Origin of the sequence: Allobosea sp. TAF32 (genome assembly GCF_052113585.1) — a bacterium.
In the GTDB taxonomy this organism is placed as follows: Bacteria; Pseudomonadota; Alphaproteobacteria; order Rhizobiales; family Beijerinckiaceae; genus Allobosea.
Genome location: NZ_JBFRDM010000001.1, coordinates 865,580 through 890,324, shown reverse-complemented (window position 1 = coordinate 890,324; position 24,745 = coordinate 865,580). Strand labels below are relative to the sequence as shown.

Sequence of the window (24,745 nt, the reverse complement as noted above, 5' to 3'; positions counted from 1 at the left end):
GGCCATGTCAGGCGGGGTATCCCGCTCCCTCGATGGCTTGTCAACGCGCCGATGGGCGCTTGCTCAGTTCGCGGGCGGCCTGGCTTCCAGCGCGCTGAGGACGAAGGCGATCATTTCGTCGGGCGAAGGGCCGGGAATACACTCGCATTGCGTGATCAGCAGCGGGTGCATGAAGCGAATCATCGCCGTGCGGATGCAGCCCGTCGCATGGGCAGGCTCAACAGGCCGAAACTCGCCTCGGGAGATGCCGTCGGCCACGACTCGGCGCAGGACGACGTCGAAGCGCTCGATATGGGCGATGATCGCATCCCAGCTTTCCTCCATGGCCGCGCAGACCATTTCCTGCATACGGGCATGCCCGGCGAAGCGGGCGGCGTTAAGCCGGTAGGAGGTCGCGAGGATATCGCGAAGCCGGTCGGCCGCAGGCCGATCCTCGGCGGCGATGGTGGCGATCGCTTCTTCCTGCTCGCGCTTGTAGCGCTCCAGCACGGCTTCATTGATCGACTTCTTGGAATCGAAGAAGCGGTAGACATTGGCGGGGCTCATCCGTAGGGACTTCGCGATGTCCGCCACGGTCGTCTTCTGATAGCCGATGTCCCGAAAAAAGCGCTCGGCGGTGTCGACGATGATCTGCTTGGTATCGCGTTCGGAATGACTCACGGCGTCGCCGGCTTGTTTGTATTTCAACGAATGCGGTGAAGAATTGATCCTTATGACGAATTTCGTCATTCGTCAACATTATGGCAGATAAAGACTTTTGCGTTGACCTGCATCAATTCTGGCTGAAGTCAAATCCTGACAAGCCGCTGCCATGGGCGATGGGCCGCGATCCGCGGGCGCTGCCCTATACGGTCGGAGAGCGCGATTTTGCGATGTCGAGCAGCGCATCGATGTCGATATGGCGCTCGATATGGCCCGCAAGCGCGTCGAGCGTGCTGTCGACGGCGTCGCCGTAGCCCAGCGCCGAGGACAGGTTGGCACCTGCGATATGGGCGAGCCAGGCGCTGCGCACTGCATCCGAGGCAAAGACGCCATGCAGATAGCTGCCGGCAACCCGTCCGTCGGCGCTGGCCGCACCCTCGGCCCGACCATCGACCTGGAATGGCGCGCGGGCGGTGTCGCCGCCCACGGTTCGGCCGAGATGGATTTCATAGGCCTGCCCGTTGGTGGCGCTGGCAACGTGGCTGAAGCCGACCTCGCGAACGGTCTTCTCGGCATCGAGGCTGGTTTCGACATCGAGAAGGCCAAGGCCGGTCGCCTCTCCGGCAGGGCCTTCCAGGCCGAGCGGGTCGCGCACCACGCGTCCGAGCATCTGATAGCCGCCGCAGAGGCCGAGGACATGCCCTCCGCGGCGGCGATGGGCGAGGATGTCGATGTCCCAGCCCTCCCGTCGCAGTGCCGCAAGGTCCCGCAAGGTCGTCTTGGAGCCCGGCAGGATGACGAGATCGGCATCCCCTGGGAGCGCCTGGCCCGGGCCGATCATCGCAAGGTCGACGCAGTCCTCCAGCTTGAGCGGATCGAGGTCGTCGAAATTGGCGATGCCCGGCAGCACGGGCACTGCGATCTTGATGCGCGCACCGGGCTTGCGCCCTGAACGGATATCGAGGCCGTCTTCCGCAGGCAGGCGCGCCGCATCCGCGAACCAGGGGATGACGCCGAGCGAGGGCCATCCGGTGGCCGCCGCTATGGTGTCGAGGCCGGGGCCGAAAAGCCCGACATCACCGCGGAAGCGGTTGATCGCGAAAGCGCGGATCATCGCCCGGTCGGCCCGATCCAGCACTGCATGGGTGCCGACGAGGCTGGCGATCACCCCGCCCCGGTCGATATCGCCGACCAGCACCGCAGGAACGCCGGCGGCTCGCGCAAAGCCGAGATTCGCGATGTCGCGCGCGCGCAGATTGGTCTCGGCCGGCGAGCCCGCTCCTTCGACGAGGATCAGATCGGCCTGCTCGCCGAGGCGCTCGAAGCTTTCCAGAACGCGGGGCAGAAAATCGCCGCGCCGAGCGAAATCGCGGGAAGTGAGCCGCCCGGCGACGCGGCCTTGCAGGATGACCTGGCTGCCTTGCTCGCCCTCGGGTTTCAGCAGCACCGGGTTCATGTCGGGATGCGGCGCGATGCGCGCGGCGCGCGCCTGCAGCGCCTGCGCGCGCCCGATCTCGCCCGCTGCCGTGGCGGCGGCATTGTTCGACATGTTCTGCGGCTTGAAGGGCGCTACGGCGAGACCGCGATTCGCGAAGAGCCGGCAAAGGCCGGCGACCACCAGCGACTTTCCGACATTGGAGCCGGTGCCGAGGATCATGATGGCGGGCGTGGACGCGCGGGACATCGCCCTGCTTAGCCCGGTTTCACGGGGTGCGGAAAGCCGCCAGCCGGGGCAATCGTCACGCAAGGAAGGTGTTGAACTTTGGTGCCGTCTGCATCGGGCGTTCCCAGGCGGAATACGCCCCGGAAGGATCACCATGCTGACAAGGTTCGCCGGTCCACTGCGGCACCTTGCTACGCCAAAGGGGCGAAGTCGTAACAGGATCCCGCCGAGGACCGGCTGAGACTCAATAGACACTGACCGATGATGAATGTCAACATTCATCACTCGGCACTTGATGCGGGCGCTCCGGCTCGGCACAAGCATCGGGATGCGCGCCGCCATCCGGCATGTTAAAGCCGGCTTCGTCCTCTTTTCTGCCGGCCTCTGCGATGAATCCGATCTTCTCCGCCCTTCCGACCACCGTCTTCGAGACGATGTCGCAGCTCGCGCGCGAAACCGGCGCGGTCAATCTCGGCCAGGGCTTTCCGGACGATCCCGGTCCGGAGGATGTGCGGCGCAAGGCCGCGGACGCCGTCTTGGACGGCTGGAACCAATATCCGCCGATGATGGGCCTGCCGGAGCTGCGTCAGGCCGCAGCCACGCATTACAAGCACTGGCAGGGGCTCGATCTCGATCCGAACACCGAGGTGATGGTGACGTCCGGCGCGACCGAGGCGATCGCCGGGGCGCTGATGGCTCTTGTCACGCCCGGCGACGAGGTCGTGCTGTTCGAGCCGATGTACGACGCCTATCTGCCGCTGGTTCGGCGCGCTGGCGGCATCCCGAAATTCGTGACGCTGACGCCGCCGCATTTCGGTCTGACGGAGGAGGCGCTGGCCAAGGCCTTCTCCCCCAAGACGAAGGTCGTGCTGTTCAACAACCCGCTCAACCCGACGGCGACGATCTTCGGCAAGACAGACCTCGATCTCCTCGCCGATTTCTGCGTCCGGCACGACGCCATCGCGATCTGCGACGAGGTCTGGGAACATGTCGTGTTCGACGGGCACCGCCATGCCTCGGTGCTGGGCCGGCCGGATATGCGCGAACGTACCGTCAAGATCTCCTCTGCGGGCAAGATCTTCTCGCTCACGGGCTGGAAGGTCGGGCTCGTCATGGCCGCTCCGGCGATCATGCGGGTCCTTGCCAAGGCGCATCAATACATCACGTTCACCACCCCGCCGAACCTGCAGGCGGCCGTCGCCTATGGGCTGGGCAAGGGCGATGACTATTTCGAGGGTATGCGTGCCGATTTCCAGCGCTCGCGCGACCGCTTCGCCGCGGGCTTGCGCGATCTCGGCTTTGCGGTGCTGCCCAGCGCCGGCACTTATTTCCTGAATGTCGATATCGCCCCGCTCGGCGAGAGCGACGACGCCGATTTCTGCCGGCGCCTCGTCACCGAAAGCGGCGTCGCTGCGATCCCGGTCAGCGCCTTCTACGCCGAAGGAGCGGTCAAGAACGTCGTCCGCTTCTGCTTCGCCAAGCGCGACGCGACGCTCGATGCGGCGCTGGAGAGGCTTGCGATCCGCCGTCCGCGTTGAGGCGGATGGCTGTTCGTCAGCCGCCGATCAGCTTGGTCGCGACGGCGCCGGCGGCGACGAGCCGCTTCTGGAGGTCGGCAGCGAGCGAATCCCCGCCTGGCGCGCGCCGCGCCGTCTCCGTCGCCGTCATCAGCTGGGCCAGCGCCTTCTGCGCCAGCTCCTTGTCCTTGTTGCGCCGCGCCAGCTGAAGCATGGCTTCGGCCTGGTTGGCGAAGCTGCGTGCCCAGAGCAAAGGCACCTTGTCCTGCCGTCGTTCCTGCAGGGCGGCGGCAAAGGCTGCGATCGCCTCCTCGACGACGACCGGTTCGCTGTAGCGTTCGCCCATGGCGGCGAGCACGCTGCCCATCTGGTCCTGCAGCTCCGCCCAGCGCAGCGGCTCGCGGCTGCGCTCCGTCGCCATGGACACGCGGTTAAGGCCGTTGAAGGCGCGCTCCAGCAGCGAAAGATCGCTCCGGCGCCGACCGAGCGTCGCCCGGGCGCGCGAGATCATATGCTCGGCTTCGAGCCAGCGCGGTTCGTCATCGGCGCGGTTCCAGGCGCTGAGGACGCTGGCGTAGGTGGCTATGGCTTCCTCGAGAAGCTCGTCATCCTTCTGCGCGACCCCGAGCTTGACCGCGATGCGGCCGATGCGCAGCTTGAGCGCTCGCCACAGCGGTGGATCCTCGTCGCGGCTGAGATATTCGGCGCCCGAACGGCAATGGGCGAGCGCGGCCGTGAGCAGTTTCGCCTCTCCGGTGAGCCCCGCAAGGCCTTCGAGAGCAGCAGCCAGCGCGTCCTGGGCGCCGGCAAAAGCCACGGTATCCGCCAGACGGTCGAGACCTTCCAGCAAGCGGCGCAATGTTGCGACGGCCCCGTCATAGCCCTCACGCCCGCCGAAATCGTCGCTGATGCGTGCCAGAGCCTTGGCCTGTTCCAGCGCCGCCGCACGGCTGCGCTCGACATCGGCGAGGCCGATCAGGGTGGAGGCCTCGCCGTAGCGGGTTGAAGCCTCCTGATAGCTCTCGGCGGTAGTGCGCAGGAAGCTGAGCGCCGCCCGGTCTGCCCGGTTCTCGCCGATCAGCAGCCGGCGTTCGATCGGCAATGTCGAAAGGTCGGTCGATCCGCCGATGGCATGCAACTCGGTCTGCGCCAGAGCCCTGTCCGCTTCGGCAAGACGCCCGGTGGCCAGGGCGCCGGCGGCCTCGCGGCGCAGGCGCTGGATCTCGCCGTCGCCATGTTCCATCGCCAGGCGCTGGACCAGGGCCTGGAAATCCCCCGCCTTGCGATCGAGCAGGGCCTCAGCGGGAGGTGTCGAACCGGGGCGGCGCAGCCAATCCGCGATCATCGCCGCCAGCGCCACCGGCGGCAGGCCGTGGCGTCCTGCGACGCGCGCCAGAAGCGGGACGATCTCGTCGGGTTGACTGATGATTGCCTCCCGCTCCGGCTCGGCCTAAAGCATTTTCGCGCGAAGTGGATACCGGTTCGCGTGAAGAAAATGCGACAGCACGAAGAGATAGAGCATTCCGCGCGTCGAAGAACACGGAATGCTCCAAATACTTATTTCGCGGCGATGACCGCGATCTCGACCGTGAACTGCGGCGCGGCGAGCTTGGCCTCGACGGTGGCGCGGCCCGGGGTCTGGCCGGCAACGACCCACTTGTCCCAGACGGCATTCATCTCGGCGAAGGTCGACATGTCGGAGAGCCAGATGTTGACCATCAGCAGCTTCGACTTGTCGGTGCCGGCCTCGGCCAGGAGCCCGTCGATGATGCCGAGGATGTCGGCGGTCTGCTCGCCCACGCTCTTGCCGGCGGCCTTGTCCGCAACCTGGCCGGCCAGATAGACGGTGTTGCCGTGCACGACGGCCTTGGACATGCGCGGGCCGACGCCGATACGCTGAATGGTCATAATCTGATCTCCTTGAACGGACGCTTCGCTGGTAGCCCGGCCCGGTCGGTTTCGCAAATGATATGCGCCTGACCTTAGGGAAGATGTCGTCAAATCCCCCTTCCGCGGCGGGGAGGTCAGGCGAAGCTCGCCCAGCCCGCCCAGAGCGCCGCGTAGCGCCCGGCCTTGCCGATGAGCACGAGTGCGACGAAGCGGCCAAAGGGATAGTTCAGCGTGCCGGCGACGAAGGTCAGGGGGTCGCCGACGATCGGCAACCAGGCCAGGAGCAGCGACGGCCAGCCGAAGCGGGCGAAGAAGGTTTGCGCCTGCGCGAAGCGGGCCGGATCGGGGCGCAGCCGTGCCGGCAGCTTCTCGACGCCGTGACGCGCGATCAGCCGTCCGAGCCACCAATTGAGGACGGAGCCGGCCGTGTTCGCCAGGCTCGCGGTCAGGAACAGCGCGAGCGGGTCGACGCTCTTTGCCGCGAGAAGCCCGACGAAGACGGCCTCGGACTGGGCCGGCAGCAAGGTTGCAGCGACGAAGGCCGCGCCCGCCATGGCGGCGAGTGATGCGAGCGGTTCCATGGGGCTCTCGGAGAGGCTGCTACGGCAAGGAGCGCTCGGTGGCTTGAAATGCTCAAAGCCGCCGCAAGGCGACCTGCTGGATGCGGTGGCTCGCGCCCTTGGTCAGGATCAGGCTGGCGCGCTGACGCGTGGGCAGGATGTTCTCTTGCAGGTTCGGTAGATTGATGCCGGTCCAGAGCTTCTCAGCGATCGCGAGCGCCTCGTCCTCGCCGATCTCCGCATATTTGCGGAAGAAGGAGCGGGGATCGCGGAAGGCGGTCTGGCGCAGCGTCATGAAGCGGTTGACGTACCAGCGATGCAGGTCATTCTCGTCGGCGTCGAGATAGACCGAGAAATCGAAATAATCCGAGACGAAGGGGATGGCCGTGCCATCCTTCGGCATCCGGCTCGGCTGCAGCACGTTGAGCCCTTCGAGGATCAGGATGTCCGGCCGCTCGACCGTCACCGTCTCGCCCGGCACGACGTCGTAGACGAGGTGCGAATAGACCGGCGCTGCTACCTGCGGCTTGCCCGCCTTCACATCCGACAGGAAGCGCAGGATCGCCGCCCCGTCATAGCTTTCGGGGAAGCCCTTGCGCTGCATCAGCCCGCGCCGTTCGAGCTCGGCATTTGGCAAAAGGAAGCCATCGGTGGTGACGAGCTCCACCTTCGGCGTGTTCGGCCAGCGCGAGAGCAGGGCCTTCAGCACGCGTGCAGTCGTCGACTTGCCGACCGCGACCGAGCCGGCGACCCCGATGACATAGGGCACCTTGACCTCGGACTCGGCGATCAGGAAGCGCTGCGTCGCCTTGAACAGCCCCTGAGTCGCCGCGACATAGAGCGAGAGCAGGCGCGACAGCGGCAGATAGATCGCGACGATCTCGTCGAGCGAGATCGGATCGTTGATCGATTGCAGCTTGGTCAGGTCGTCGACCGAGAGCGTCAGCGGAGCATCGGCGCGCAGATGCGCCCATTCGTCGCGCGAGAACAGGCGGTAGGGCGAGACCAGTTCGCGTTCGGGCGCAGGCGTGACGAGACGCTGGTCCATGACGCGGCCCGCAATCCAGGATTCGAGATTCAACGCGGGTCCATCCTCGCGGTACTCAACGGGGCCGGGCCGCCTTTTCCGCCAGTCCGGAGCGGGCGGTGCGGGCCTCAAGCTGGCTCAAGACGTCCCGCAATGCAACATTGCGCGCCTTGAGCACCACCAAAAGATGATACAACACGTCCGCGCTCTCGGCGATCAGCTCATCGCGATCGCCCTTCACGGCGGCGATCACGGCCTCGACCGCCTCCTCGCCGAACTTCTTGGCGGCTCGTTCCGGCCCCGCCGCAAGCAGCTTGGCGGTCCAGGATTCCTCGGGCGAGGCGCCGGCGCGCTCGGCAATGCGGGTTTCGAGCTCGGAGAGCGTGAAGTCGGCCATCAGTCCAGCCTCATCCGAAGCCCGGCTTCCGCCATATGCGCCTTAGCCTGCTGGATCGTGTAGGTGCCGAAATGGAAGATCGAGGCTGCCAGCACAGCCGAGGCATGGCCCCTGCTGACTCCGGCGACGAGATCGTCGAGATTACCGACGCCGCCCGAGGCGATGACCGGGACCGAGACTGCGTCGGCAATCGCACAGGTCAACCCGAGATCGTAACCCGACTTGGTGCCGTCCCTGTCCATCGAGGTGACGAGGAGCTCGCCCGCTCCCAGCGAAACGACCTCGCGGGCGAAGGCGACGGCCTCGATGCCGGTGGCGTTGCGCCCGCCATGGGTGAAGATCTCCCAGCGGCCGGGCGAGACCTGCTTGGCGTCGATCGCGACCGTGATGCACTGGGCGCCGAACTTCTCCGCCGCTTCCTTGACGAACTGGCGGTTGGTGACGGCGGCGGTGTTGATCGAGACCTTGTCGGCGCCGGCGAGCAGCAGCGCGCGGATATCCTCGACCTTGCGCACCCCGCCGCCGACGGTGAGCGGCATGAAGCAGGCTTCCGCCGTGCGCGTCACCACGTCCAGCAGGATGCCGCGATCCTCATGGCTCGCGGTGATGTCGAGGAAGCAGAGCTCGTCGGCGCCGGCCGCGTCATAGGCCTTGGCGGCTTCGACCGGATCGCCGGCATCGACGAGGTCGAGGAACTTGACGCCCTTGACCACACGGCCTTCCTTGACGTCGAGGCAGGGGATGATGCGGGTCTTCAGGGTCATGCCGCCGCTCCCTTCGTCGCGCTCCGAAGCCGCGCCAGCGCCGCCGCCGGGTCGATCCGCCCGTCATAGAGGGCACGGCCGGTGATCGCGCCTTCGAGGATGGCGGCATCATCGGCGCAGAGGCGCTCGATATCGGCCATCGAGGCAAGTCCGCCCGAGGCGATGACCGGGATCGAGACCGCCTTCGCCAGCGCGATCGTGCCTTCCCAGTTGATGCCCTGGAGCATGCCGTCGCGGGCGATGTCGGTGTATATGATCGCAGCGACGCCGGCATCCTCGAAGCGCCGGCCGAGATCGGCCGCCGCGAGCGAGGAGGTTTCCGCCCAGCCCTCAACGGCGACGAAGCCGTCGCGCGCATCGATGCCGACCGCGACCTGTCCCGGAAACGCCTTGGCCGCCTCGCGTACGAAGCCGGGATCGCGCACCGCCGCCGTGCCGATAATGACTCTGGCGATGCCCTTATCGAGCCAGCCGGCGACCGTCTTCATGTCGCGGATGCCGCCGCCGAGCTGCACCGGAAAGGCGACACGCTTCAGGATGGCCTCGACCGCCGCCCCGTTCATCGGCTTGCCGGCAAAGGCGCCGTCGAGATCGACGACATGCAGCCACTGGAAGCCCTGCGCCTCGAAGGCGGCAGCTTGCGCGGCCGGATCGTCGTTGAAGACGGTGGCCTGGGCCATGTCGCCCTGCTTCAGCCGCACGCAGCGGCCTTCCTTCAGGTCGATCGCGGGAAAGAGGATCATGGCTTCCAGCTCAGGAAATTGGCGATGAGCTTCAGCCCCAGCTTCTGGCTCTTCTCGGGGTGGAACTGCGTGCCGGCGACATTGCCATGCGCCACCATCGCAGTAACCGGCCCGCCATGGTCGGTCAGGGCCAGCACGTCCTGCGGGCGCTCCGCCGCCAGCGCGTAGGAGTGGACGAAATAGGCGTGCAGCCCCTGTGGCCCGGTCTCGATGCCGTCGAGCAGCTTGTGCTCATCCTGCTTGTGCAGGACGTTCCAGCCCATATGCGGGATCTTGAGGCTGTCGTCGTCCGGCTCGATCAGCGTGACGTCGCCGGGGATCCAGCCGAGCCCCTTCGTGATGGTGTATTCCAGCCCGCGCGACGCCAGCAATTGCATGCCGACGCAGATGCCGAGGAAGGGGCGGCCCTTGGCGCGCACGACCTCTTCCAGCGTCTCGACCATGCCCGGCACGGCATCGAGCCCGCGCCGGCAATCGGCGAAGGCGCCGACGCCCGGCAGCACGATACGGTCGGCCGCGCGCACGATGCCGGTGTCGCTGGTGACGTGGATGGTCGAGGCGATGCCGCTCTCCTGCGCCGCCCGCTCGAAAGCCTTGGCGGCGGAGTGCAGATTGCCCGAGCCGTAATCGATGATGGCGACGCTCTGGCTCATCGTCCGCGGGCCTCCGGGAACAGGCCGATGATCGGCAGCGATCCGCTCGGGCGGACCATCGGGGCAGGAGCGGCAGGCTCTGCACGCGGCGGCGCGGCCTTGCCGGCCAGCGCCCGCTCGAAATAGCGGCGCTCGGCCTCGGGCAGGCTGCGGGCCTCGACCACGTCGGCGACGCGCCAGCCCTTGCGGAGGAGCTTTCGGACGACAAGGTCGTTGCCCTCGACGCCGAGGAACAGCGCGCTCGACCAATAGATCAGCGACAGCGCGCTCGGATGCAGGCCGAAGCGGCTGCGCAGATAGATGAGCCCGGCCACAGCCAGCGCGAACAGCAGGGTCATCAGCCACAGCCTCTTGCCGAGGAGCCAGAGGCCGGTGAGCAGGAAGGCGCCCCAGGAGAAGCTCTCGGGAATGAGGCGCGCCTGCTCGATTTCCTCGCCGTGGCCTCCCGCGGCCGGCGGCGGTCTCAGGACGGTGTAGAATGCCATGGCCGCCTCCTAGAGCATTTTCGAGCGAAGTGGCTACCGGTTCGCGTGAAGAAAATGCGTAGACGAAGAATCAGAGAGCGCCCTTGGTCGAGGGGATGCGGTCGCCCTCGCGCGGATCGACTTCCAGTGCCTGGCGCAGCGCGCGTGCCAGCCCCTTGAAGCAACTTTCGGCGATATGGTGGGCGTTGTCGCCGTAGAGCGTCTCGACATGCAGCGTGATGCCGGCGTTGATGGCGAAGGCCTGGAAGAATTCGCGCACCAGCTCCGTATCGAAACTGCCGATCTTCTGCGCCTTGAACTCCGTGCGGAACACCAGGAACGGCCGGCCGGAGACGTCGATCGCAACGCGCGTCAGCGTTTCGTCCATCGGCAGGTGGACATCGGCATAGCGGCGGATGCCCTTCTTGGTGCCGAGAGCTTGCTTCAAAGCCTCGCCCATGGCGATGCCGGCATCCTCGACCGAGTGGTGGTCGTCGATATGGGTGTCGCCCTTCACCGCGACCTTGAGATCGATCAGAGAATGGCGGGCGAAGAGGTCGAGCATATGGTCGAAGAAGCCGACGCCGGTGGCTATCTCGGCCTTGCCGGTGCCGTCGATCAGAAGCGAGACCGCGATATCGGTCTCGTTGGTGCGGCGCTTCACTTCGCCCGAACGCATGCTGGCCTCTCAAGCCTTGGCGGGAACCGGCCCCGCTTTAGCAGGGGCGGGCGGAGATGGCCACTGGCCGCTCCAACAGCCGTCATGCTCGGGCTTGGCCCGAGCATCTCATGCCAGGAGAGGTTCCGAAACCTTATCCTGCTCGCGATTCTCGGGTCGGCGCTTCCGCCCGAGAATGACGGCCTGGGTCAAACCCTCGCCAGCGCCTGCTCCAGATCGGCGATCAGGTCGTCGGCGTGCTCCAGCCCGATCGAAAGGCGGATCATGCCGTCGGTGACGCCCATATCGGCACGGACCTCCGGCGTGAAACGCTGGTGCGTGGTCGTCGCCGGATGGACGATGAGGCTCTTGGCGTCGCCGAGATTGTTGGAGATGCGGATCAGCTTGCAGGCGTTGAGCAGGCGGTAGGCGGCTTCCTTGCCGCCCGGCACCTCGAAGGCGATCAGCGTCGAGGGGCCGCTCATCTGGCGGGCGATGATCTCGGCCTGGGGGTGGCTCTTGTGGCCGCAGAAGATGACCTTGGACGGCTTGGCATGGGCGGCGAGCCAATCCGCGACCTTGGTGGCATTCTCAGCCTGCTGGCGCACGCGCAGCGGCAGCGTCTCCAGCGCCTTGAGCATCACCCAGGCGTTGAAGGGGGAAATCGCCGGGCCGGTCTGGCGCAGGAAGGTCTGGATATCGCCCTCGATCAGCTCCTTCGAGCCGACGACGAGGCCGCCGAGGCAGCGGCCCTGCCCGTCGATATGCTTGGTCGCCGAGTAGACGACGAGATCGGCGCCGAGCTCGAGCGGGCGCTGGAAGAGCGGCGTGGCGAAGACGTTGTCGACGACGAGCCGGGCGCCGGCTGCCTTGGCGATCTTCGCGACGGCCGCGATATCGATCACCTCGAGCGTCGGGTTCGACGGCGTTTCGAGGAAGAAGGTTTTGGTGTTCGGCCGGACCGCCTTGCGCCAGGCCTCGATATCGGTGCCGTCGACCAGCGTCGACTCGACGCCGTAGCGCGGCAGATGATCCTCGACGATGTAGCGACAGGAGCCGAACAGCGCCCGGGCCGCCACGACATGGTCGCCTGCACGCAAGGGCGCCATCACGGCCGCGGTGACGGCAGCCATGCCGGTCGCCGTGGCGCGGCAGGCCTCGGCGCCTTCGAAGGCGGCCATGCGGCCTTCGAGCATCGACACCGTCGGGTTGGAGAAGCGGGCGTACTGGAAACCCGGATCCTTGTTCAGGAAGCGGGCCTCGCATTGCTCGGCGCTGTCGTAGACATGGCCCTGCGTCAGGAACAGCGCCTCGGAGGTCTCGCCGAACTGGGAGCGCATGGTGCCGGCGTGGACGAGGCGAGTTTCAGGATGCAGCTTGGCTGCGGCGTTGTCCGATGCCGACATGGGGAACCTCAGTCCGTTCTTTATAACGGACAAAGCCACTAGCACTTCCCCTTCTGTTCGTAAAGAAGAACAGAATTTCCTTTTTTGAAAACCGCTCTCGCGACAAACCTTCTGCGGCTTCAGGTGCAGGGTTCGGTTGGGCGCCCGAGCGGCTTCAGGAAGCCGGTGAGGTCGGCCGTGACATGATGGACGTGTCCGGCCTCGACCGCGACCTGTTCCCAGGTCTCGCGGAAGGGATCGGGCGTCTTCGGCACGATCAGCACGGTCTTCATGCCGAGCGCGCTGGGGACGACGAGGTTCTTCTCGATATCCTCGAACATCGCCGCCCGGCCCGGATCGACGGAATGCTTGGCGAGGAAGGTCTCATAGGTCGAACGCTCGGGCTTGGGCGTGAAGCCGGCCTGCACGATGTCGAAGATATCCTCGAAGTGATGGAGGATGCCGAGCTTGCCGGCGACGTTCTCGGCGTGCCCGCGCGAGCCGTTGGTCAGGATAAGCTTGCGGCCGGGCAGGGCCGCGATCGCCTCGCCGAGATCGGGATTCGGGTCGAGCAGGGTCAGGTCGATCTGGTGGGCGAAGTCGAGGAAATCGCCGGGATCGACGCCGTGCTCTTCCATCAGCCCCTTCAGCGTGGTGCCGTAGTGCTGGTAGTAATATTTCTGCAGCGCGCGCGAAGAGAGCCCATCAAGCCCGAACAGCTCTGCGAGGAACAGGGTGATGCGCTCGTCGACCTGCGGCCAGACCTTGGCCTCATGCGAGTAGAGGGTGTTGTCGAGATCGAAGATCCAGTGATCGACATGCGCGAAGCCCTCTGTCGGAAAGGGCGGTGCCGCGGCAGGTATGTCAGCGAGTATTTTCATAGGACTCCGTGATGTGGCGATCCGGAGTCTGCGCCGCAAGTCCTTGGTCAAGGCTTAATCGCCATAGCGCTTCCCACCGTCATGGTCGGCTTGACCCGACCATCTCCGAAACCAGTGCTTTCTGGTCACGCGATTCCCGGGTCGGCGCTTTGCGTCGCCCGAGAATGACGGCTGAAACTAGCGCCGGATGATCGTGCCGGCGCCGGTGTCGGTGAACAGCTCGATCAGCGCCGCATGCGGCACCTTGCCGTCGAGGATGACGACGGCCTCGACGCCCTTCTCCAGCGCGTAGATGCAGGTCTCGATCTTCGGGATCATGCCGCCCGAGATCGTACCATCGGCGATCAGGCGGCGGCATTCCTCGACAGTGAGTTCCGGAATCAGCTGCTTGTCCTTGTTCAGTACCCCCGGTACGTCGGTCAGCAGCAGCAGGCGCTTGGCATTCAGCGCGCCCGCAATGGCGCCGGCGAAAGTGTCGGCGTTGACGTTGTAGGTCTGGCCGTCGGCTGCGGCGCAGACCGGCGCCAGCACCGGGATGAGCTCGGCCTTAAGCACGGCGTCGAGCACGGTGGTGTTGACCGCGTCGGGTTCGCCGACGAAGCCGAGATCGAGAACCTCTTCGATCTTGGAATCCGGGTCGACGATCGTGCGGGTCACCTTGCGCGCGGTGACCATGTTGCCGTCCTTGCCGCAGAGCCCGATGGCGCGGCCGCCCTCGCGGGTGATGTAGCCGACGATCTCCTTGTTGACCGAGCCGGCGAGAACCATTTCGACGACCTCGACGGTCGCTTCGTCGGTGACGCGCAGGCCCTGCTTGAACTCGGATTGGATGCCGAGCTTTTTCAGCATCGCCGCGATCTGCGGGCCGCCGCCATGGCAGACCACCGGCTTCAGGCCGGACTGCTCGAGCAGCACGATATCCTCGGCGAAGTCCTCGGCGGTGGCGGCATCGCCCATGGCGTTGCCGCCATACTTGATGACGATGATTTCCTGGTCGTAGCGCTGCATGTGAGGCAGCGCCTGGACGAGCAGCTCGGCGGATTGCGACGGCGTCAGAAGGGGATGGTCGGTCATTCGGGCAGGCTCCGCGCGGCCGCAGGAAGGGTCCGGGCGCGCTTCTACCCGAACTTGCGCGACGGCGGAAGGACGTCCGGCGCCGGTCAGGCGCGCCCGGTCGTCAAGTCCGCCTGGCTGTCACGGCCGCGACGGCGAGGCCGAGCCAGCCGCCGAGCATGAACCAGCCGCCGATCGGCGCCGCGCGCGGGAACAACGCCTCGTTGGCGAAGCCGCGGCGGGCCAGATCGGCCGCGAACAGCACCGCACCGAAGATGATGGCCGAGAGCGCGAAACGGGCCAGCGCATCCTGCAGATGCCCGCCCTTGCGGGCGGCGGTGGCGCCAATGACGACTGAAGCGTGGAACAGCAGCATCTGCCCGGCAGTCTGGACATTGGCCGTGCCGGTGACGTGGGCGGCAGCCGCTAGCAGCGCGACGCCCGCCAGGCCCATCAGGGCGGCGAAGGTGAGATGGGTCTTTGTCGCGTTCATGCGATTCTCACAACCGCTCGGCGAGAACCCGGCCGATCGCGGCGCGCAATTCGGGAATGCCCACTCCCTTTTCGCTGGAGGTCAGCAGCACCTCGGGGAAGGCCGCCGGCCGGCGCTTGATCTCGTCATAGGTCGCCTCGCACATGAACTGCTGGTCGCCCGGCTTCAACGCATCGCCCTTGGTGAGCACCACCTGATAGGACGCGGCGGCCTTGTCGAGCGTCTCCAGCACGGCGCCGTCGACATCCTTGATGCCATGGCGCGCGTCGATCAGCACGTAGACGCGCATCAGGTTCGAGCGGCCGCGCAGATAATCGTGGATCAGCCTGGTCCAGGCCGCGACCTTCTCCTTGCCCACGGCGGCATAGCCATAGCCGGGCATGTCGACGATCGTCAGCCGCTCGTCATGGTCGACCTGGCGGAAGAAGTTGAGCTGCTGCGTCCGGCCCGGCGTATGCGACGTCCGCGCCAGGGCGTTGCGCCGCGTCAGCGCGTTGATCAGGCTGGACTTTCCGACATTGGAGCGGCCGGCGAAGGCGATCTCCTGCCCGACCATAGGCGGCAGATCGTCGATCTTGGTCGAGGCCCAGACGAAATCCCACGGCCCCTCGAAGAGCTTGCGGGCGGCTTCGATCTCTTCGGCGTCATAGGGCTTGGTCGTGGAGGTGGTCATGGCTTCCGCTCTTTCGAAATCAGAAGCCCTCATCCTGAGGAGCCGCGCAAGCAGCGTCCCGAAGGATGCTCCCGCGCGTACCGGAACATCCTTCGAGACGCAGCCTGAGGGCTGCTCCTCAGGATGAGGGCTGAGGATGGCTCGCTCTTACACGGCTGCGCGCAGCGCGTCGATGTCGGCGCCCTGGATCGCGTCGATATGGCGCGCGATCCTGTCCGCCTCCCAGTCCCACCAGCGGGTCGCCAGCAGTTCCGCCACGATCTCGGGCGCAAAGCGCATCTTCACGACCCGGCCAGGATTGCCGGCGACGACCGCATAGGGCGGCACGTCCTTGGTGACCTGCGCCCGCGTGCCGATGATCGCGCCGTCGCCGATCCTGACGCCGGGCATGATCACCGCCTCGCGCCCGATCCAGACATCGTTTCCGATGACCATATCGCCGCGATTGTTCGGGCCGGGGCGCTTGAGCGCCTCGGGATCGCCGAGGCCGAACATCTGGAAGGGGAAGGTCGAGAAGCCGCCGATCGGATGATTGGCGCCGTTCATGATGAACTGCGCGGCCTGCGCGATGGCGACGAATTTTCCGATGATCAGCCGGTCGCCGATGAAGTCGAAATGATAGCGCACGCAGCGGGCGACGAAATGCTCGGGCCCGCGCGAGTCGTCGTAATAGCTGTAGTCGCCGACCTCGATCAGCGGATGATCGACGACCGCCTTCAGGAAGGCGGTGCCCTTCCAGCCGGGGATGGGGTGGCGCGTCTGCGGATCGGGAAGCGGCATCGCGGGAAGGCCTTGGCCTGAAAAGGCGAAGGGCGGGAAGACCCGCCCTTCGATCACTCACTTCTTGTTGGTGTTGGCCGGCTTTGGCGGCGCCGGTGCGGCGGGCGCTGCAGCCGGCTTCTTGCCGAACATGCCCTTGATGTTATCGAACAATTCGATCTTCACCCCGTTCTTGCGCATGATGAAGCCCTGCTGGGTCACCGAGAGCAGGTTGTTCCAGCTCCAGTAGATCACCAGGCCGGCCGGGAACGAGCCGAGCAGGAAGGTGAAGAACACCGGCATCCAGGTGAACATCATCTTCTGCACCGGGTCCGGCGGCTCCGGGTTCATCTTCATCTGGATGAACATCGTGATGCCCATGATGATCGGCCAGATGCCGAGATGCAGATAGCTCGTCATGGCCGCGGGCAGGAAGAAGAAGATGTTCGTCGGATCGGGCGCGGCGAGATCGTGGATCCAGCCGAAGAACGGCGCGTGCCGCATCTCGATGGTGATGAACAGGATCTTGTAGAGCGCGAAGAACACCGGGATCTGCAGCAGCACCGGCCAGCAGCCGGCCACCGGGTTGATCTTCTGCGTCTTGTAAAGCTCCATCAGCGCTTGCTGCTGCTTCATCTTGTCGTCGGCGTAGCGCTCGCGGATCGCCGTCATTTCCGGCTGCAGCGCCTTCATCTTCGCCATCGAGGCGTAGGACTTGTTGGCGAGCGGGAAGAACAGCGCCTTGAGCAGCACCGTGACGATCAGGATCGCGACGCCGAAATTGCCGACATGCTTGTAGATCCAGTCGAGCAGCAGGAACATCGGCTTGGTAATGAAATAGAACCAGCCCCAGTCGATCAGCAGGTCGAAGCGCGTGATCTGAAGATCGCGCTCATAGCCATTGATCGCCGCGACTTCCTTTGCACCGGCGAAAAGCTTCGACTGCGACGCAGCACTCGCGCCCGGCGCCACCGCCACGGCTTCACCGAGGAAGTCGGCCTGGTAGGTGCGCTCCGAACCGGTCTGGACCGAAGAAAAACGGCCTTCGAACTTGCGCTTCTGGTCGGGGATGACGGTCGCCGCCCAATATTTGTCGGTGATACCGACCCAGCCGCCGACGGCATCCTTCCAGTTCCGGCCGACGGTTCCGGGCGACAGCGCCGGCTCTTTATCGAGCTTATCGTAGGTCCATTCCTCCAGGCCGTGGTCGCCGACATAGCCAACGAGGCCTTCGTGGAGAACGTAATAGCCCAGCGTGTGCGGTCGGCCCTGACGGACGACCTGGCCGTACGGGAAGAGCGTGACCGCGGTGGCGCCCTTGTTCTCGACTTCGTCTTGGATCGTGAACATAGCGTTGTTGTCGACGCTGATAATGCGCTTGAAAATCAGGCCCTGGCCGTTGTCCCAGCTCAGCGTGACCGGCGCGGCCTGGGTCAGGGTCTGGTTATCCGCAGTCCAAACGGTTTTTGCGTTGGGCACAGCTACCGAGCTGCCGGGCGCTGCGACCCAACCGAAATCCGAATAATAGGCGTTGGGGCCGCCGGCCGGCGAAAGCAGGACGATGATCGGGCTGTTGGGGTCTACCGTCTCGCGGAATGCCTTGAGCGAGACGTCGTCCACGCGAGCGCCCGTCAGCGAGATCGAGCCAGCGATCCGGGGCGTGTCGATCTTGATGCGCGGGCTGGCAGCCAGCGCCTGCTCGCGCGTGCCGACGGCCTGCGTCGCGGGAGCGCCGGGCGCGGCGGAGCCGCCGGGCTGGCCGGGCGTGGCGGGCGTCGGGGTCGAGCCGGAAGCTGCAGGCGCCTGCTGGCTCTGGGCCTGCTGGTTCTGCCGCGCGGCCTCCTGCTGCTTCTCCATCTGCGGCTTGGCATAGAAGAACTGCCAGCCGAGCAGGATGACCACGGACATGACGATCGCGAGAAGCAGATTGCGGTTGTCTTCTTTCATCATGATCGGAAACGAATCTCGCTTGGTCCGGCAGGGGGCGGCGTGTCTGGTCAGCCTCGCGGCGCCGCATCGCGCTTCATGCGCGAGCGGTGCCGGTCAGCATGCGGCTTTTGAGGCTTCGCCCGGTCGATGGCAATGGACAGATCGGCCACGAGTGCGTGAAAATCTGCCTTCAGCACTTCGGAGCGGGCAACGACCACGATGTCGCAGGGCTTCGCGGTCTGGTCACGCAGCGCCTTGGCGGCGGCTGCGCGCAGGCGGCGGCGGATGCGGTTGCGCTTCACGGCATTGCCGGTCTTGCGCGAGGCGGTGAGCCCGAGCCTGAGCCCGTCCCGCTCTTCCTCGGGCATGCAGTCGCGCACCTGTGCCATGAAGGCAGGCGAACGAAAACGGCGGCCGTGGTCGGCCGCCGCCAGAAATTCTTTGCGTTGCGTCAGACGGGCGAGGCGCATGGCGGTTGGCCAGTCTTCCGGAACGGGCGCGCTATGGTCACGCGCCAGTGCTTGTCAGGCCGACAGGCGCTTGCGGCCGTGCGCGCGGCGAGCAGCGATGACCTTGCGGCCACCCTTGGTCGCCATGCGAGCGCGATAGCCGTGGCGGCGCTTGCGAACCAGCTTGCTGGGTTGATAGGTTCTCTTCACGGTCCGTCTCCGGGGCCTTTATGAGCACGACGGCCGCGGCTTTCCGGGGAAAGCATGGCCAACCGAGCCTGTCATGCGATAAGGGTCGGCGCGGCCTTTCGGCTGCGCAGGTGGCGGGCTTATGACGGATGGACGACACCGAGTCAATGCCGAATGATCCGCGAAGCCGCCATCTGCGGCGAAGCTCCGCGCATCATTCAGCGCGGCCGGCGCTTCGTGCCCTGGCGGACGCTGAAGGCCAGAACCAGGATGGAGCCGCCCGTCAGAGCCGCGGCCACGCCGGCCGGGCTGGCGTGGAGGCCGAAAGCGAGGCAGGCGCATAGCCCGACCAGTACAAGGATGGCGAGGGCGAGCCGTTCGTCATCGATGAACAGAGCGGCAATTTCGCGCAGGATCATGCCGATCGTCTTCATGCTGCAGTCTCCATGGAGTTCCGGCGAAAGGTTGCGGCGAGGGTGAGTCCGCTCGCCAGCAGGAGCGCCGCCAGCGCCGGGATTGCGAAGTCGCCGCCGGGCCAATCGACGCCCAACCCTTCTCCCGTCCAGTAGATGCCGAAGGCCGATATCATCACGCCGACGGCGAATTTCAGGGTGTTCTCGGGAACGCTGGCGAGTGGCTTGCGCAGGACGAGGCCGAGCGCGAGCACGAGCGCGCAGGCGGCGAGCGCCCCGAGGCTGGCGGGCCAGAGCAGGCCCCGGCCGGCGCCGACGGCGAGCACGATGAAGACGACCTCGATGCCTTCGAGCATCACGGCTTTGAAGGCGGTCAGTCCCGCTATCCAGTCGTGATGGCCTGCCGCTCCGCCATCGCCGCCCTGCAAGGCCCCTGTTTCCTTGATGAAGGCCGCTTCCTCATCATGGAGCGCGATAAAGCCGGTGGCCCGCAGGATGGCCTTTCGCAGCCAGCGCAGGCCGAACATCATGAGCAGCACGCCGATGACGAGCTGAAGGGCCTGCAGTGGCACCCGTGTCAGGGCCGAGCCGAGCAGCAGCACCAGCAATGCGAGCACGGCCAGCGCGCAGCCCGTGCCGATGAGCGCCGGCCGCCAGCCGCGGACGGTCCCGACTGCGAGGACGATGGTGAAGGCTTCGACGACCTCGACCAGCGAGGCGAGGAAGGCGGCGGAAAGCGCTGGAGCGGCCATGGTCCACGTCATGAGCGACCTCTTGTGAATGGTCTCGCCGGCAGGTGACAATGGCGGCTTCTGCTGTCACTGCCGCTTCGGCCTTGAATGGCTGTGGTAAAATGTTATTTGTAACAGCGGTAACATTCAAGAGGTTCCATGGCGTCGCTCGAATGGTTGTTGCTGACCTACAAGGTTCCGGCCGAACCGGCGCGCAAGCGGGTCTCCATCTGGCGCAAGCTCAAGGGGATGGGCGCGGTCTATCTGCAGGGCGGCGTCTGCCTGCTGCCGAAGACCGACGACCATCTGCGGCGTCTCAAGATGCTCGAGAACGAGATCGCCGAGGCGGAGGGCGAGGCGCTGTTGCTGGCGACGGTCGGTCTCGACCAGAAACAGCAGGAGAAGGTCGTCGCGCGCTTCAATGCCGATCGCGACGACGAGTACAAGGAGTTCATCGAGAAGTGTCTCGCCTTCGAGGCCGAGATCGACGAGGAGACGCGGGTCTCGCATTTCACCTTCGCCGAGCTCGAGGAGAACGAGCAGGAGCTGATGAAATTCCGGAACTGGATCGAAAAGATCCGCAAGCTGGATTTCTACGGCGCGCCCCGCGCCGGCGAGGCGGCCGAGCGCCTGCAGCGTTCGGAAGCGATCCTCGACGCCTACGCGCACAATGTTTTCGCGGCGCAGGAGGAGAATCGCGCTCCCGAGGCGCCGAAGCGACCGTGACCGCGCTGGCGGATCTGGTGCCGGCAGGCTTGCACTTCGCGCCGACATCCCCGATATAGCGCCCGGGAGGTTGGCGAGGGACGTCTCACTCGCCAACCGGGTCAGGTCCGGAAGGAAGCAGCCCTAACGAGACCGAACGGGTCTTCGTCCAGCCTCCCACCTCATGCGCCGCGTGAAAGCGCCGTGCACCGGCGTCATGCCTGGGCCGAGGTCAAACGGCGCGGCGCGCAAACTGGCATAGCGCCATTGACCCTCGCCTCCCGATTGGCGAAACCAGTTTTCATGACCGACCAGATCGACGCCGCCTCTGCTGACGAACCGGGTTTCGCCGGTTTCGATCCGGCGCCTGCGCCGCAGGCGGCGTCCGGTGCGGCGCCGGCGCCCTATCGCGTGCTCGCCCGCAAGTATCGGCCGGCGCATTTCGGCGATCTGATCGGCCAGGAAGCGATGGTGCGCACGCTCACCAACGCCTTCGCCGCGGGCCGTATTCCGCAGGCCTGGATGCTGACCGGCGTGCGCGGCGTCGGCAAGACGACCACCGCCCGCATCCTGGCGCGTGCGCTCAACTTCCAGACGCCCGACGGACAGGGCGGCCCGACCACCGATCTGCGCGAATTCGGCGTGCATTGCCGCGAGATCATCGAGGGCCGCCATATCGACGTGATGGAGATCGACGCCGCCTCGAACAACAGCGTCGACAACATCCGCCAGATCAACGACGCCGTGCGCTATGCCCCGGTCTCGGCGCGCTACAAGGTCTATATCGTCGACGAGGTGCACATGCTGTCGACCGGCGCCTTCAACGCATTCCTGAAGACGCTGGAGGAGCCGCCGCCGCACGCGAAGTTCATCTTCGCGACCACCGAGATTCGCAAGGTGCCGATTACGGTGCTGTCGCGCTGCCAGCGCTTCGATCTGCGCCGCGTCGAGGCCGATGTGCTGGTCGATCACCTCGCCGGCATCTGCAAGGCCGAGGGCGTCGATGCCGAGCAGGAGGCGCTCGCGGCCGTAGCCCGCGCAGCCGAGGGCTCGGTGCGCGATTCGCTTTCGATCCTCGACCAGGCGATCGCCCATGCGGCCGGGCGGATCACGCTCGACGACATCCGTTCCATGCTCGGCCTCGCCGACCGGGCGCGCGTCATCGACCTCTTCGAATCAGTGATGAAGGGCGACATTGCCGCGGCGCTGGGCGAGTTGCGGGCGCAGTACGATGCCGGCGCCGATCCGGTCGTGGTGCTCAACGATCTCGCCGAGTTCACCCATCTCGTCACCCGCCTGAAGCTCGTGCCCGAGGCGGTGAAGGATAACAGCCTCGCCCAGGCCGAGCGCGTGCGCGGCGGCGATTTCGCCCAGCGCCTCTCGGTTCGCATCCTCGCCCGCACCTGGCAGATGCTGCTCAAGGGTATCAGCGAGGTGAAGCAGGCCGACCGCCCGGTGATGGCCGCCGAGATGGTCCTCGTCCGCCTCGCCCACGCCGCCGATCTGCCGACGCCTGACGAGGCGTTGAAGCTGCTGCGCGACGGCATGGGCTCCGTCCCCGCCGGAAACGGCAATGGCGGCGGCGCGCCGCGCCCGCCTTCCGGCGGCGGCAACACCGCGCTCGCCGCCCGGCCGATCCTCGCCAGCGCCAATCCGGCCCCTGTGCCGGTAGCACGCATTGCCGCCGCCCCCGCCGCGATCGTCGCCTCGATCGAGGATGTCGTTGCGCTGGCCTCGCAGAACCGCGACATCACCCTGAAGATCGCCCTGGAGCGCGATATCCGGCCGGTGCGCTTCGAGCCTGGCCGCATCGAGTTCTCGCTTGCCGAGGGCGCCTCGCGCACCCTCGCGCAGGATCTCTCGCGCCGCCTCAAGGAGTGGACGAACCAGACCTGGATGGTCGCCGTCGTCAACGAGGAGGGCGGCGCGACCCTGCGCGAACAGGCGGTGGCGGCCAAGGACCGGCGCGAGAGCGACGCTGCGGCTCATCCCTCGGTCAAGGCCGTGCTGGAGCGCTTTCCCGGTGCGCGCATCGTCGACGTCCGTGATCCGCGCGCCATCGCCGCGGCCGAGAATGCAGCCTCGGCGCCGGCCGAGGACGAGTACCTGCCTGATGCCGAGCCGCTTTTCGATGATTCCGAGCCGGATTTCGACGGCATCGATTTCTGAGTTTTTTAAGGAGGATTTCCCATGCGCGACATGATGGGTCTGATGAAGCAGGCTCAGCAGATGCAGCAGAAGATGGCCGACATGCAGGCCGAGCTCGACGCCATCGAGGTCGAGGGCACGGCGGGCGGCGGCATGGTCACGGTCACGATGACGGCGAAGGGCGCGCTCAAGGGCGTGAAGATCGACCCGAGCCTGATGGTGCCGGACGAGCGCGAGATCCTCGAGGACCTGATCGTCGCCGCCGCGAACGATGCCCGGACCCGTGGCGAGCGCGTCATGCAGGAGCGCATGGCCGAGATCACCAAGGGCCTGCCGATCCCGCCGGGCATGAAGCTGTTCTGAGACAGGCCGCCATGCCCGGGCTTGACCCGGGCATCTCGTGCAGAAGGGCTCCCGTCCTGAGATGGTCGGGTCAAGCCCGACCATGACGTATCCATCGACGAGTCATCATGTCCCGCGCCATTGCCGGTCCCGAGATCGAAAGGCTGATCCAGCTCCTGGCCAAGCTGCCGGGGCTCGGGCCGCGCTCGGCCCGGCGCGCGGCGCTGCATCTGGTCAAGAAGCGCGAGCAATTGCTCGGGCCGCTCTCCGAGGCGATGGCGGTGGCGCGCGAGCGCATCGTCGTCTGCTCGCGCTGCGGCAATGTCGACACCAGCGACCCCTGCGGACTCTGCTCCGATCCGCGCCGTGACGACGGGCTGATCGTCGTCGTCGCCGATATCTCGGACCTCTGGGCGCTGGAGCGCTCCGGCGCGGTCTCTGGCCGCTATCACGTGCTCGGCGGCGTGCTCTCGGCGCTCGATGGCGTCAGGCCCGAGCATCTCTCGCTCGATGCCCTGGTGGCGCGCGCTTCCGATCCGGCGGTGAAGGAGATCATCCTCGCGCTCAGCGCCACGGTCGACGGCCAGACCACGGCGCATTTCATCACCGACCTGCTCGCGCATCTGCCGGTCAAGGTGACGAAGCTCGCCCATGGCGTTCCGGTCGGCGGCGAGCTCGACTATCTCGACGACGGCACGCTGGCCGCCGCGATACGCCAGCGCACGGGGTTTTGAGACGTGGCGCGTCATTCTCGGGCGCAGCGACGCGCAGACCCGAGAATCGCAGGCCGGACGAGGCGCGCGAGCGTTTTTGTCACGGGATGCTCGGGTCAAGCCCGAGCATGACGGCCAAGCGGAAGCGTCCTCAGAACTTGTAGGCGATGCTGGCGCGGGCGCTGTGCGCCGTGAATTCCTGATCGCCTGTCAGGCCCGGAAAGGCGCCGGAGCTGGCGAAACGGTTCCGCCCGAAATCGGTGTAGCGGTACTCGGCGCCCAGGATCAGGTTGTCGGTGAAGGCGAAGTTGACGCCGGCACCGAGGTTCCAGCCGGTGCGTGCGCTGGTCAGCCTTTCGCCGAAGCCGGCCGCATCGAAAACGCGCCGCTCATATTCGGTAAAGGAGGCGCCGCCTGCGGCATAGATCATCATGCGGTCGAAGGCATAGCCGATGCGGATGCGCGCCGCGCCCTGCCAGTCCTGCGAGACGCGGCCGTTGACGCCGATGCCGGCGAAGCGGCTGCGGCTGTCGACGGCTTCGATGTCGCCCTCGAGGCCGAGCATCACGCTGTCGAACTGATAGTTGAAGCCGGCATGGGCTCCGCCGAAGGTGGAGTCGTCGTCGATGCGGAAGCTCATCGGCGCGAAGGGGCCGATCGGCGAGCCGATCCGCACGCGGTTGCTGCCCCAGGAGTAGCCGCCCTGGAGACCGGCATAGACACCGGTCCAGGAATAGAGCGCCGGCAGTTCAGGCGCGGGCGGCAGGGCGACGCCGCGCAGATCGGCCGCGGCGGACGCGCCGGACAGCAGCGCCACGCATGCTGCCAGGGCATATCTCAGCTTCGACATCGGGCTTTCCGAGGACATGTGATGCGCCCGAATGGTCGAACGCGCCCGGACATA

At 66.3% G+C, this 24,745-nt stretch carries 29 protein-coding genes and 1 other RNA gene; 6 read left to right on the top strand and 24 right to left on the bottom strand.

Annotated features, from left to right (window positions below):
* Nucleotides 1-63: 63 nt before the first annotated feature.
* Together AB4Z16_RS04140 and AB4Z16_RS04135 are read right to left on the bottom strand one after the other, a co-directional pair.
* The gene (locus tag AB4Z16_RS04140) at nt 64-660 is read right to left on the bottom strand and encodes a TetR/AcrR family transcriptional regulator (RefSeq protein ID WP_441510037.1); all 597 of its coding nucleotides are present in this window, start codon (nt 658-660) and stop codon (nt 64-66) included.
* A gap of 184 nt (nt 661-844) precedes the next feature.
* Complete coding sequence (locus AB4Z16_RS04135) at nt 845-2,326, bottom strand: cobyric acid synthase (RefSeq protein WP_441510036.1); 1,482 nt, start codon at nt 2,324-2,326, stop codon at nt 845-847.
* A gap of 368 nt (nt 2,327-2,694) precedes the next feature.
* On the opposite strand from AB4Z16_RS04135, the gene AB4Z16_RS04130 reads away from it, so the two are divergent.
* Nucleotides 2,695-3,843, top strand: a complete 1,149-nt coding sequence (locus tag AB4Z16_RS04130; protein ID WP_441510035.1) for an aminotransferase — start codon at nt 2,695-2,697, stop codon at nt 3,841-3,843.
* A gap of 16 nt (nt 3,844-3,859) precedes the next feature.
* On the opposite strand, the gene AB4Z16_RS04125 is transcribed toward AB4Z16_RS04130, so the two are convergent.
* From AB4Z16_RS04125 to AB4Z16_RS04025, 21 genes are all read right to left on the bottom strand, one after another.
* Nucleotides 3,860-5,167, bottom strand: coding sequence for a coiled-coil domain-containing protein (locus AB4Z16_RS04125; RefSeq protein ID WP_441510034.1), 1,308 nt, complete (start codon nt 5,165-5,167; stop codon nt 3,860-3,862).
* Nucleotides 5,168-5,379: 212 nt separating this feature from the next.
* Entirely contained in the window at nt 5,380-5,730 is a 351-nt protein-coding gene (locus AB4Z16_RS04120; protein WP_441510033.1) for a RidA family protein, read from the bottom strand.
* A 116-nt stretch (nt 5,731-5,846) separates the two neighbouring features.
* Nucleotides 5,847-6,293, bottom strand: coding sequence for a YqaA family protein (locus tag AB4Z16_RS04115; RefSeq protein WP_441510032.1), 447 nt, complete (start codon nt 6,291-6,293; stop codon nt 5,847-5,849).
* A 52-nt stretch (nt 6,294-6,345) separates the two neighbouring features.
* Nucleotides 6,346-7,320 (bottom strand): type I pantothenate kinase, encoded by a 975-nt coding sequence (coaA, locus tag AB4Z16_RS04110; protein WP_441510124.1) that lies wholly within the window; start codon nt 7,318-7,320, stop codon nt 6,346-6,348.
* Nucleotides 7,321-7,375: 55 nt separating this feature from the next.
* The gene (locus tag AB4Z16_RS04105) at nt 7,376-7,696 is read right to left on the bottom strand and encodes a phosphoribosyl-ATP diphosphatase (protein WP_441510031.1); all 321 of its coding nucleotides are present in this window, start codon (nt 7,694-7,696) and stop codon (nt 7,376-7,378) included.
* The gene (gene hisF, locus AB4Z16_RS04100) at nt 7,696-8,460 is read right to left on the bottom strand and encodes an imidazole glycerol phosphate synthase subunit HisF (protein ID WP_441510030.1); all 765 of its coding nucleotides are present in this window, start codon (nt 8,458-8,460) and stop codon (nt 7,696-7,698) included. Before hisF ends, AB4Z16_RS04105 begins: the two co-directional genes overlap by 1 nt.
* On the bottom strand, nt 8,457-9,212 hold the full coding sequence (gene hisA / locus AB4Z16_RS04095; RefSeq protein ID WP_441510123.1) for a 1-(5-phosphoribosyl)-5-[(5-phosphoribosylamino)methylideneamino]imidazole-4-carboxamide isomerase: 756 nt from the start codon (nt 9,210-9,212) through the stop codon (nt 8,457-8,459). Before hisA ends, hisF begins: the two co-directional genes overlap by 4 nt.
* Nucleotides 9,200-9,856, bottom strand: coding sequence for an imidazole glycerol phosphate synthase subunit HisH (gene hisH, locus AB4Z16_RS04090; RefSeq protein ID WP_441510029.1), 657 nt, complete (start codon nt 9,854-9,856; stop codon nt 9,200-9,202). Before hisH ends, hisA begins: the two co-directional genes overlap by 13 nt.
* Nucleotides 9,853-10,341 (bottom strand): DUF2628 domain-containing protein, encoded by a 489-nt coding sequence (locus tag AB4Z16_RS04085; protein WP_441510028.1) that lies wholly within the window; start codon nt 10,339-10,341, stop codon nt 9,853-9,855. The genes hisH and AB4Z16_RS04085 overlap by 4 nt, the downstream gene beginning before the upstream one ends.
* A gap of 70 nt (nt 10,342-10,411) precedes the next feature.
* Nucleotides 10,412-10,999: an imidazoleglycerol-phosphate dehydratase HisB gene (gene hisB / locus AB4Z16_RS04080; protein WP_441510027.1), complete on the bottom strand. Its 588-nt coding sequence runs from the start codon at nt 10,997-10,999 to the stop codon at nt 10,412-10,414.
* Nucleotides 11,000-11,187: 188 nt separating this feature from the next.
* Nucleotides 11,188-12,384 carry an O-succinylhomoserine sulfhydrylase gene (locus AB4Z16_RS04075; protein ID WP_441510026.1) on the bottom strand — a complete coding sequence of 399 codons (1,197 nt, stop codon included), beginning with the start codon at nt 12,382-12,384 and terminating at the stop codon, nt 11,188-11,190.
* Nucleotides 12,385-12,503: 119 nt separating this feature from the next.
* Nucleotides 12,504-13,244 carry a pyrimidine 5'-nucleotidase gene (locus AB4Z16_RS04070; protein ID WP_441510025.1) on the bottom strand — a complete coding sequence of 247 codons (741 nt, stop codon included), beginning with the start codon at nt 13,242-13,244 and terminating at the stop codon, nt 12,504-12,506.
* Nucleotides 13,245-13,421: 177 nt separating this feature from the next.
* On the bottom strand, nt 13,422-14,318 hold the full coding sequence (gene argB / locus AB4Z16_RS04065) for an acetylglutamate kinase (protein ID WP_441510024.1): 897 nt from the start codon (nt 14,316-14,318) through the stop codon (nt 13,422-13,424).
* 103 nt (nt 14,319-14,421) lie between these two features.
* Complete coding sequence (locus tag AB4Z16_RS04060; protein WP_441510023.1) at nt 14,422-14,790, bottom strand: DUF423 domain-containing protein; 369 nt, start codon at nt 14,788-14,790, stop codon at nt 14,422-14,424.
* 7 nt (nt 14,791-14,797) lie between these two features.
* A complete protein-coding gene (yihA, locus tag AB4Z16_RS04055) occupies nt 14,798-15,463 on the bottom strand; it encodes a ribosome biogenesis GTP-binding protein YihA/YsxC (RefSeq protein WP_441510022.1) in 666 nt (221 codons plus the stop codon).
* Nucleotides 15,464-15,610: 147 nt separating this feature from the next.
* Nucleotides 15,611-16,243, bottom strand: a complete 633-nt coding sequence (locus AB4Z16_RS04050; protein ID WP_441510122.1) for a CatB-related O-acetyltransferase — start codon at nt 16,241-16,243, stop codon at nt 15,611-15,613.
* A 57-nt stretch (nt 16,244-16,300) separates the two neighbouring features.
* Nucleotides 16,301-18,169 (bottom strand): membrane protein insertase YidC, encoded by a 1,869-nt coding sequence (gene yidC / locus AB4Z16_RS04045; RefSeq protein ID WP_441510121.1) that lies wholly within the window; start codon nt 18,167-18,169, stop codon nt 16,301-16,303.
* A gap of 50 nt (nt 18,170-18,219) precedes the next feature.
* Nucleotides 18,220-18,621 carry a ribonuclease P protein component gene (rnpA, locus tag AB4Z16_RS04040; RefSeq protein WP_441510021.1) on the bottom strand — a complete coding sequence of 134 codons (402 nt, stop codon included), beginning with the start codon at nt 18,619-18,621 and terminating at the stop codon, nt 18,220-18,222.
* A 54-nt stretch (nt 18,622-18,675) separates the two neighbouring features.
* Nucleotides 18,676-18,810 carry a 50S ribosomal protein L34 gene (gene rpmH, locus AB4Z16_RS04035; protein WP_038364779.1) on the bottom strand — a complete coding sequence of 45 codons (135 nt, stop codon included), beginning with the start codon at nt 18,808-18,810 and terminating at the stop codon, nt 18,676-18,678.
* Nucleotides 18,811-19,007: 197 nt separating this feature from the next.
* Nucleotides 19,008-19,223, bottom strand: coding sequence for a hypothetical protein (locus AB4Z16_RS04030; RefSeq protein ID WP_441510020.1), 216 nt, complete (start codon nt 19,221-19,223; stop codon nt 19,008-19,010).
* Nucleotides 19,220-19,966, bottom strand: a complete 747-nt coding sequence (locus AB4Z16_RS04025; RefSeq protein ID WP_441510019.1) for a COG4280 domain-containing protein — start codon at nt 19,964-19,966, stop codon at nt 19,220-19,222. Before AB4Z16_RS04025 ends, AB4Z16_RS04030 begins: the two co-directional genes overlap by 4 nt.
* A 126-nt stretch (nt 19,967-20,092) precedes the next feature.
* Between AB4Z16_RS04025 and AB4Z16_RS04020 the strand changes: the two genes are divergently transcribed.
* From AB4Z16_RS04020 to recR, 5 genes are all read left to right on the top strand, one after another.
* Nucleotides 20,093-20,659 (top strand): Chromate resistance protein ChrB, encoded by a 567-nt coding sequence (locus AB4Z16_RS04020; protein ID WP_441510018.1) that lies wholly within the window; start codon nt 20,093-20,095, stop codon nt 20,657-20,659.
* Nucleotides 20,660-20,723: 64 nt separating this feature from the next.
* An RNA gene (gene ffs, locus AB4Z16_RS04015) (signal recognition particle sRNA small type) lies at nt 20,724-20,820 on the top strand.
* A 121-nt stretch (nt 20,821-20,941) separates the two neighbouring features.
* Nucleotides 20,942-22,807 (top strand): DNA polymerase III subunit gamma/tau, encoded by a 1,866-nt coding sequence (locus AB4Z16_RS04010; RefSeq protein WP_441510017.1) that lies wholly within the window; start codon nt 20,942-20,944, stop codon nt 22,805-22,807.
* A 21-nt stretch (nt 22,808-22,828) separates the two neighbouring features.
* Nucleotides 22,829-23,149 carry a YbaB/EbfC family nucleoid-associated protein gene (locus AB4Z16_RS04005; RefSeq protein WP_441471122.1) on the top strand — a complete coding sequence of 107 codons (321 nt, stop codon included), beginning with the start codon at nt 22,829-22,831 and terminating at the stop codon, nt 23,147-23,149.
* A gap of 107 nt (nt 23,150-23,256) precedes the next feature.
* The gene (gene recR / locus AB4Z16_RS04000) at nt 23,257-23,862 is read left to right on the top strand and encodes a recombination mediator RecR (protein WP_441510016.1); all 606 of its coding nucleotides are present in this window, start codon (nt 23,257-23,259) and stop codon (nt 23,860-23,862) included.
* Between the two features lie 130 nt (nt 23,863-23,992).
* On the opposite strand, the gene AB4Z16_RS03995 is transcribed toward recR, so the two are convergent.
* Nucleotides 23,993-24,691, bottom strand: a complete 699-nt coding sequence (locus AB4Z16_RS03995; protein ID WP_441510015.1) for an outer membrane protein — start codon at nt 24,689-24,691, stop codon at nt 23,993-23,995.
* Nucleotides 24,692-24,745: the final 54 nt, after the last annotated feature.

Bases quoted from the DNA above. Each gene is read 5' to 3' on its own strand.
- AB4Z16_RS04135 (WP_441510036.1), bottom strand. From the start codon at position 2,326: ATGTCCCGCGCGTCCACGCCCGCCATCATGATCCTCGGCACCGGCTCC.
- AB4Z16_RS04010 (WP_441510017.1), top strand. From the start codon at position 20,942: ATGACCGACCAGATCGACGCCGCCTCTGCTGACGAACCGGGTTTCGCC.
- AB4Z16_RS04075 (WP_441510026.1), bottom strand. From the start codon at position 12,384: ATGTCGGCATCGGACAACGCCGCAGCCAAGCTGCATCCTGAAACTCGC.
- AB4Z16_RS04125 (WP_441510034.1), bottom strand. From the start codon at position 5,167: ATGATCGCGGATTGGCTGCGCCGCCCCGGTTCGACACCTCCCGCTGAG.
- yidC (WP_441510121.1), bottom strand. From the start codon at position 18,169: ATGAAAGAAGACAACCGCAATCTGCTTCTCGCGATCGTCATGTCCGTG.
- AB4Z16_RS04120 (WP_441510033.1), bottom strand. From the start codon at position 5,730: ATGACCATTCAGCGTATCGGCGTCGGCCCGCGCATGTCCAAGGCCGTC.
- AB4Z16_RS04005 (WP_441471122.1), top strand. From the start codon at position 22,829: ATGCGCGACATGATGGGTCTGATGAAGCAGGCTCAGCAGATGCAGCAG.
- AB4Z16_RS03995 (WP_441510015.1), bottom strand. From the start codon at position 24,691: ATGTCGAAGCTGAGATATGCCCTGGCAGCATGCGTGGCGCTGCTGTCC.
- hisF (WP_441510030.1), bottom strand. From the start codon at position 8,460: ATGACCCTGAAGACCCGCATCATCCCCTGCCTCGACGTCAAGGAAGGC.
- AB4Z16_RS04105 (WP_441510031.1), bottom strand. From the start codon at position 7,696: ATGGCCGACTTCACGCTCTCCGAGCTCGAAACCCGCATTGCCGAGCGC.
- AB4Z16_RS04050 (WP_441510122.1), bottom strand. From the start codon at position 16,243: ATGCCGCTTCCCGATCCGCAGACGCGCCACCCCATCCCCGGCTGGAAG.
- AB4Z16_RS04115 (WP_441510032.1), bottom strand. From the start codon at position 6,293: ATGGAACCGCTCGCATCACTCGCCGCCATGGCGGGCGCGGCCTTCGTC.
- coaA (WP_441510124.1), bottom strand. From the start codon at position 7,320: ATGGACCAGCGTCTCGTCACGCCTGCGCCCGAACGCGAACTGGTCTCG.
- recR (WP_441510016.1), top strand. From the start codon at position 23,257: ATGTCCCGCGCCATTGCCGGTCCCGAGATCGAAAGGCTGATCCAGCTC.
- argB (WP_441510024.1), bottom strand. From the start codon at position 14,318: ATGACCGACCATCCCCTTCTGACGCCGTCGCAATCCGCCGAGCTGCTC.
- hisB (WP_441510027.1), bottom strand. From the start codon at position 10,999: ATGCGTTCGGGCGAAGTGAAGCGCCGCACCAACGAGACCGATATCGCG.
- AB4Z16_RS04025 (WP_441510019.1), bottom strand. From the start codon at position 19,966: ATGACGTGGACCATGGCCGCTCCAGCGCTTTCCGCCGCCTTCCTCGCC.
- AB4Z16_RS04030 (WP_441510020.1), bottom strand. From the start codon at position 19,223: ATGAAGACGATCGGCATGATCCTGCGCGAAATTGCCGCTCTGTTCATC.
- AB4Z16_RS04060 (WP_441510023.1), bottom strand. From the start codon at position 14,790: ATGAACGCGACAAAGACCCATCTCACCTTCGCCGCCCTGATGGGCCTG.
- yihA (WP_441510022.1), bottom strand. From the start codon at position 15,463: ATGACCACCTCCACGACCAAGCCCTATGACGCCGAAGAGATCGAAGCC.
- AB4Z16_RS04130 (WP_441510035.1), top strand. From the start codon at position 2,695: ATGAATCCGATCTTCTCCGCCCTTCCGACCACCGTCTTCGAGACGATG.
- AB4Z16_RS04085 (WP_441510028.1), bottom strand. From the start codon at position 10,341: ATGGCATTCTACACCGTCCTGAGACCGCCGCCGGCCGCGGGAGGCCAC.
- hisH (WP_441510029.1), bottom strand. From the start codon at position 9,856: ATGAGCCAGAGCGTCGCCATCATCGATTACGGCTCGGGCAATCTGCAC.
- rnpA (WP_441510021.1), bottom strand. From the start codon at position 18,621: ATGCGCCTCGCCCGTCTGACGCAACGCAAAGAATTTCTGGCGGCGGCC.
- AB4Z16_RS04070 (WP_441510025.1), bottom strand. From the start codon at position 13,244: ATGAAAATACTCGCTGACATACCTGCCGCGGCACCGCCCTTTCCGACA.
- AB4Z16_RS04020 (WP_441510018.1), top strand. From the start codon at position 20,093: ATGGCGTCGCTCGAATGGTTGTTGCTGACCTACAAGGTTCCGGCCGAA.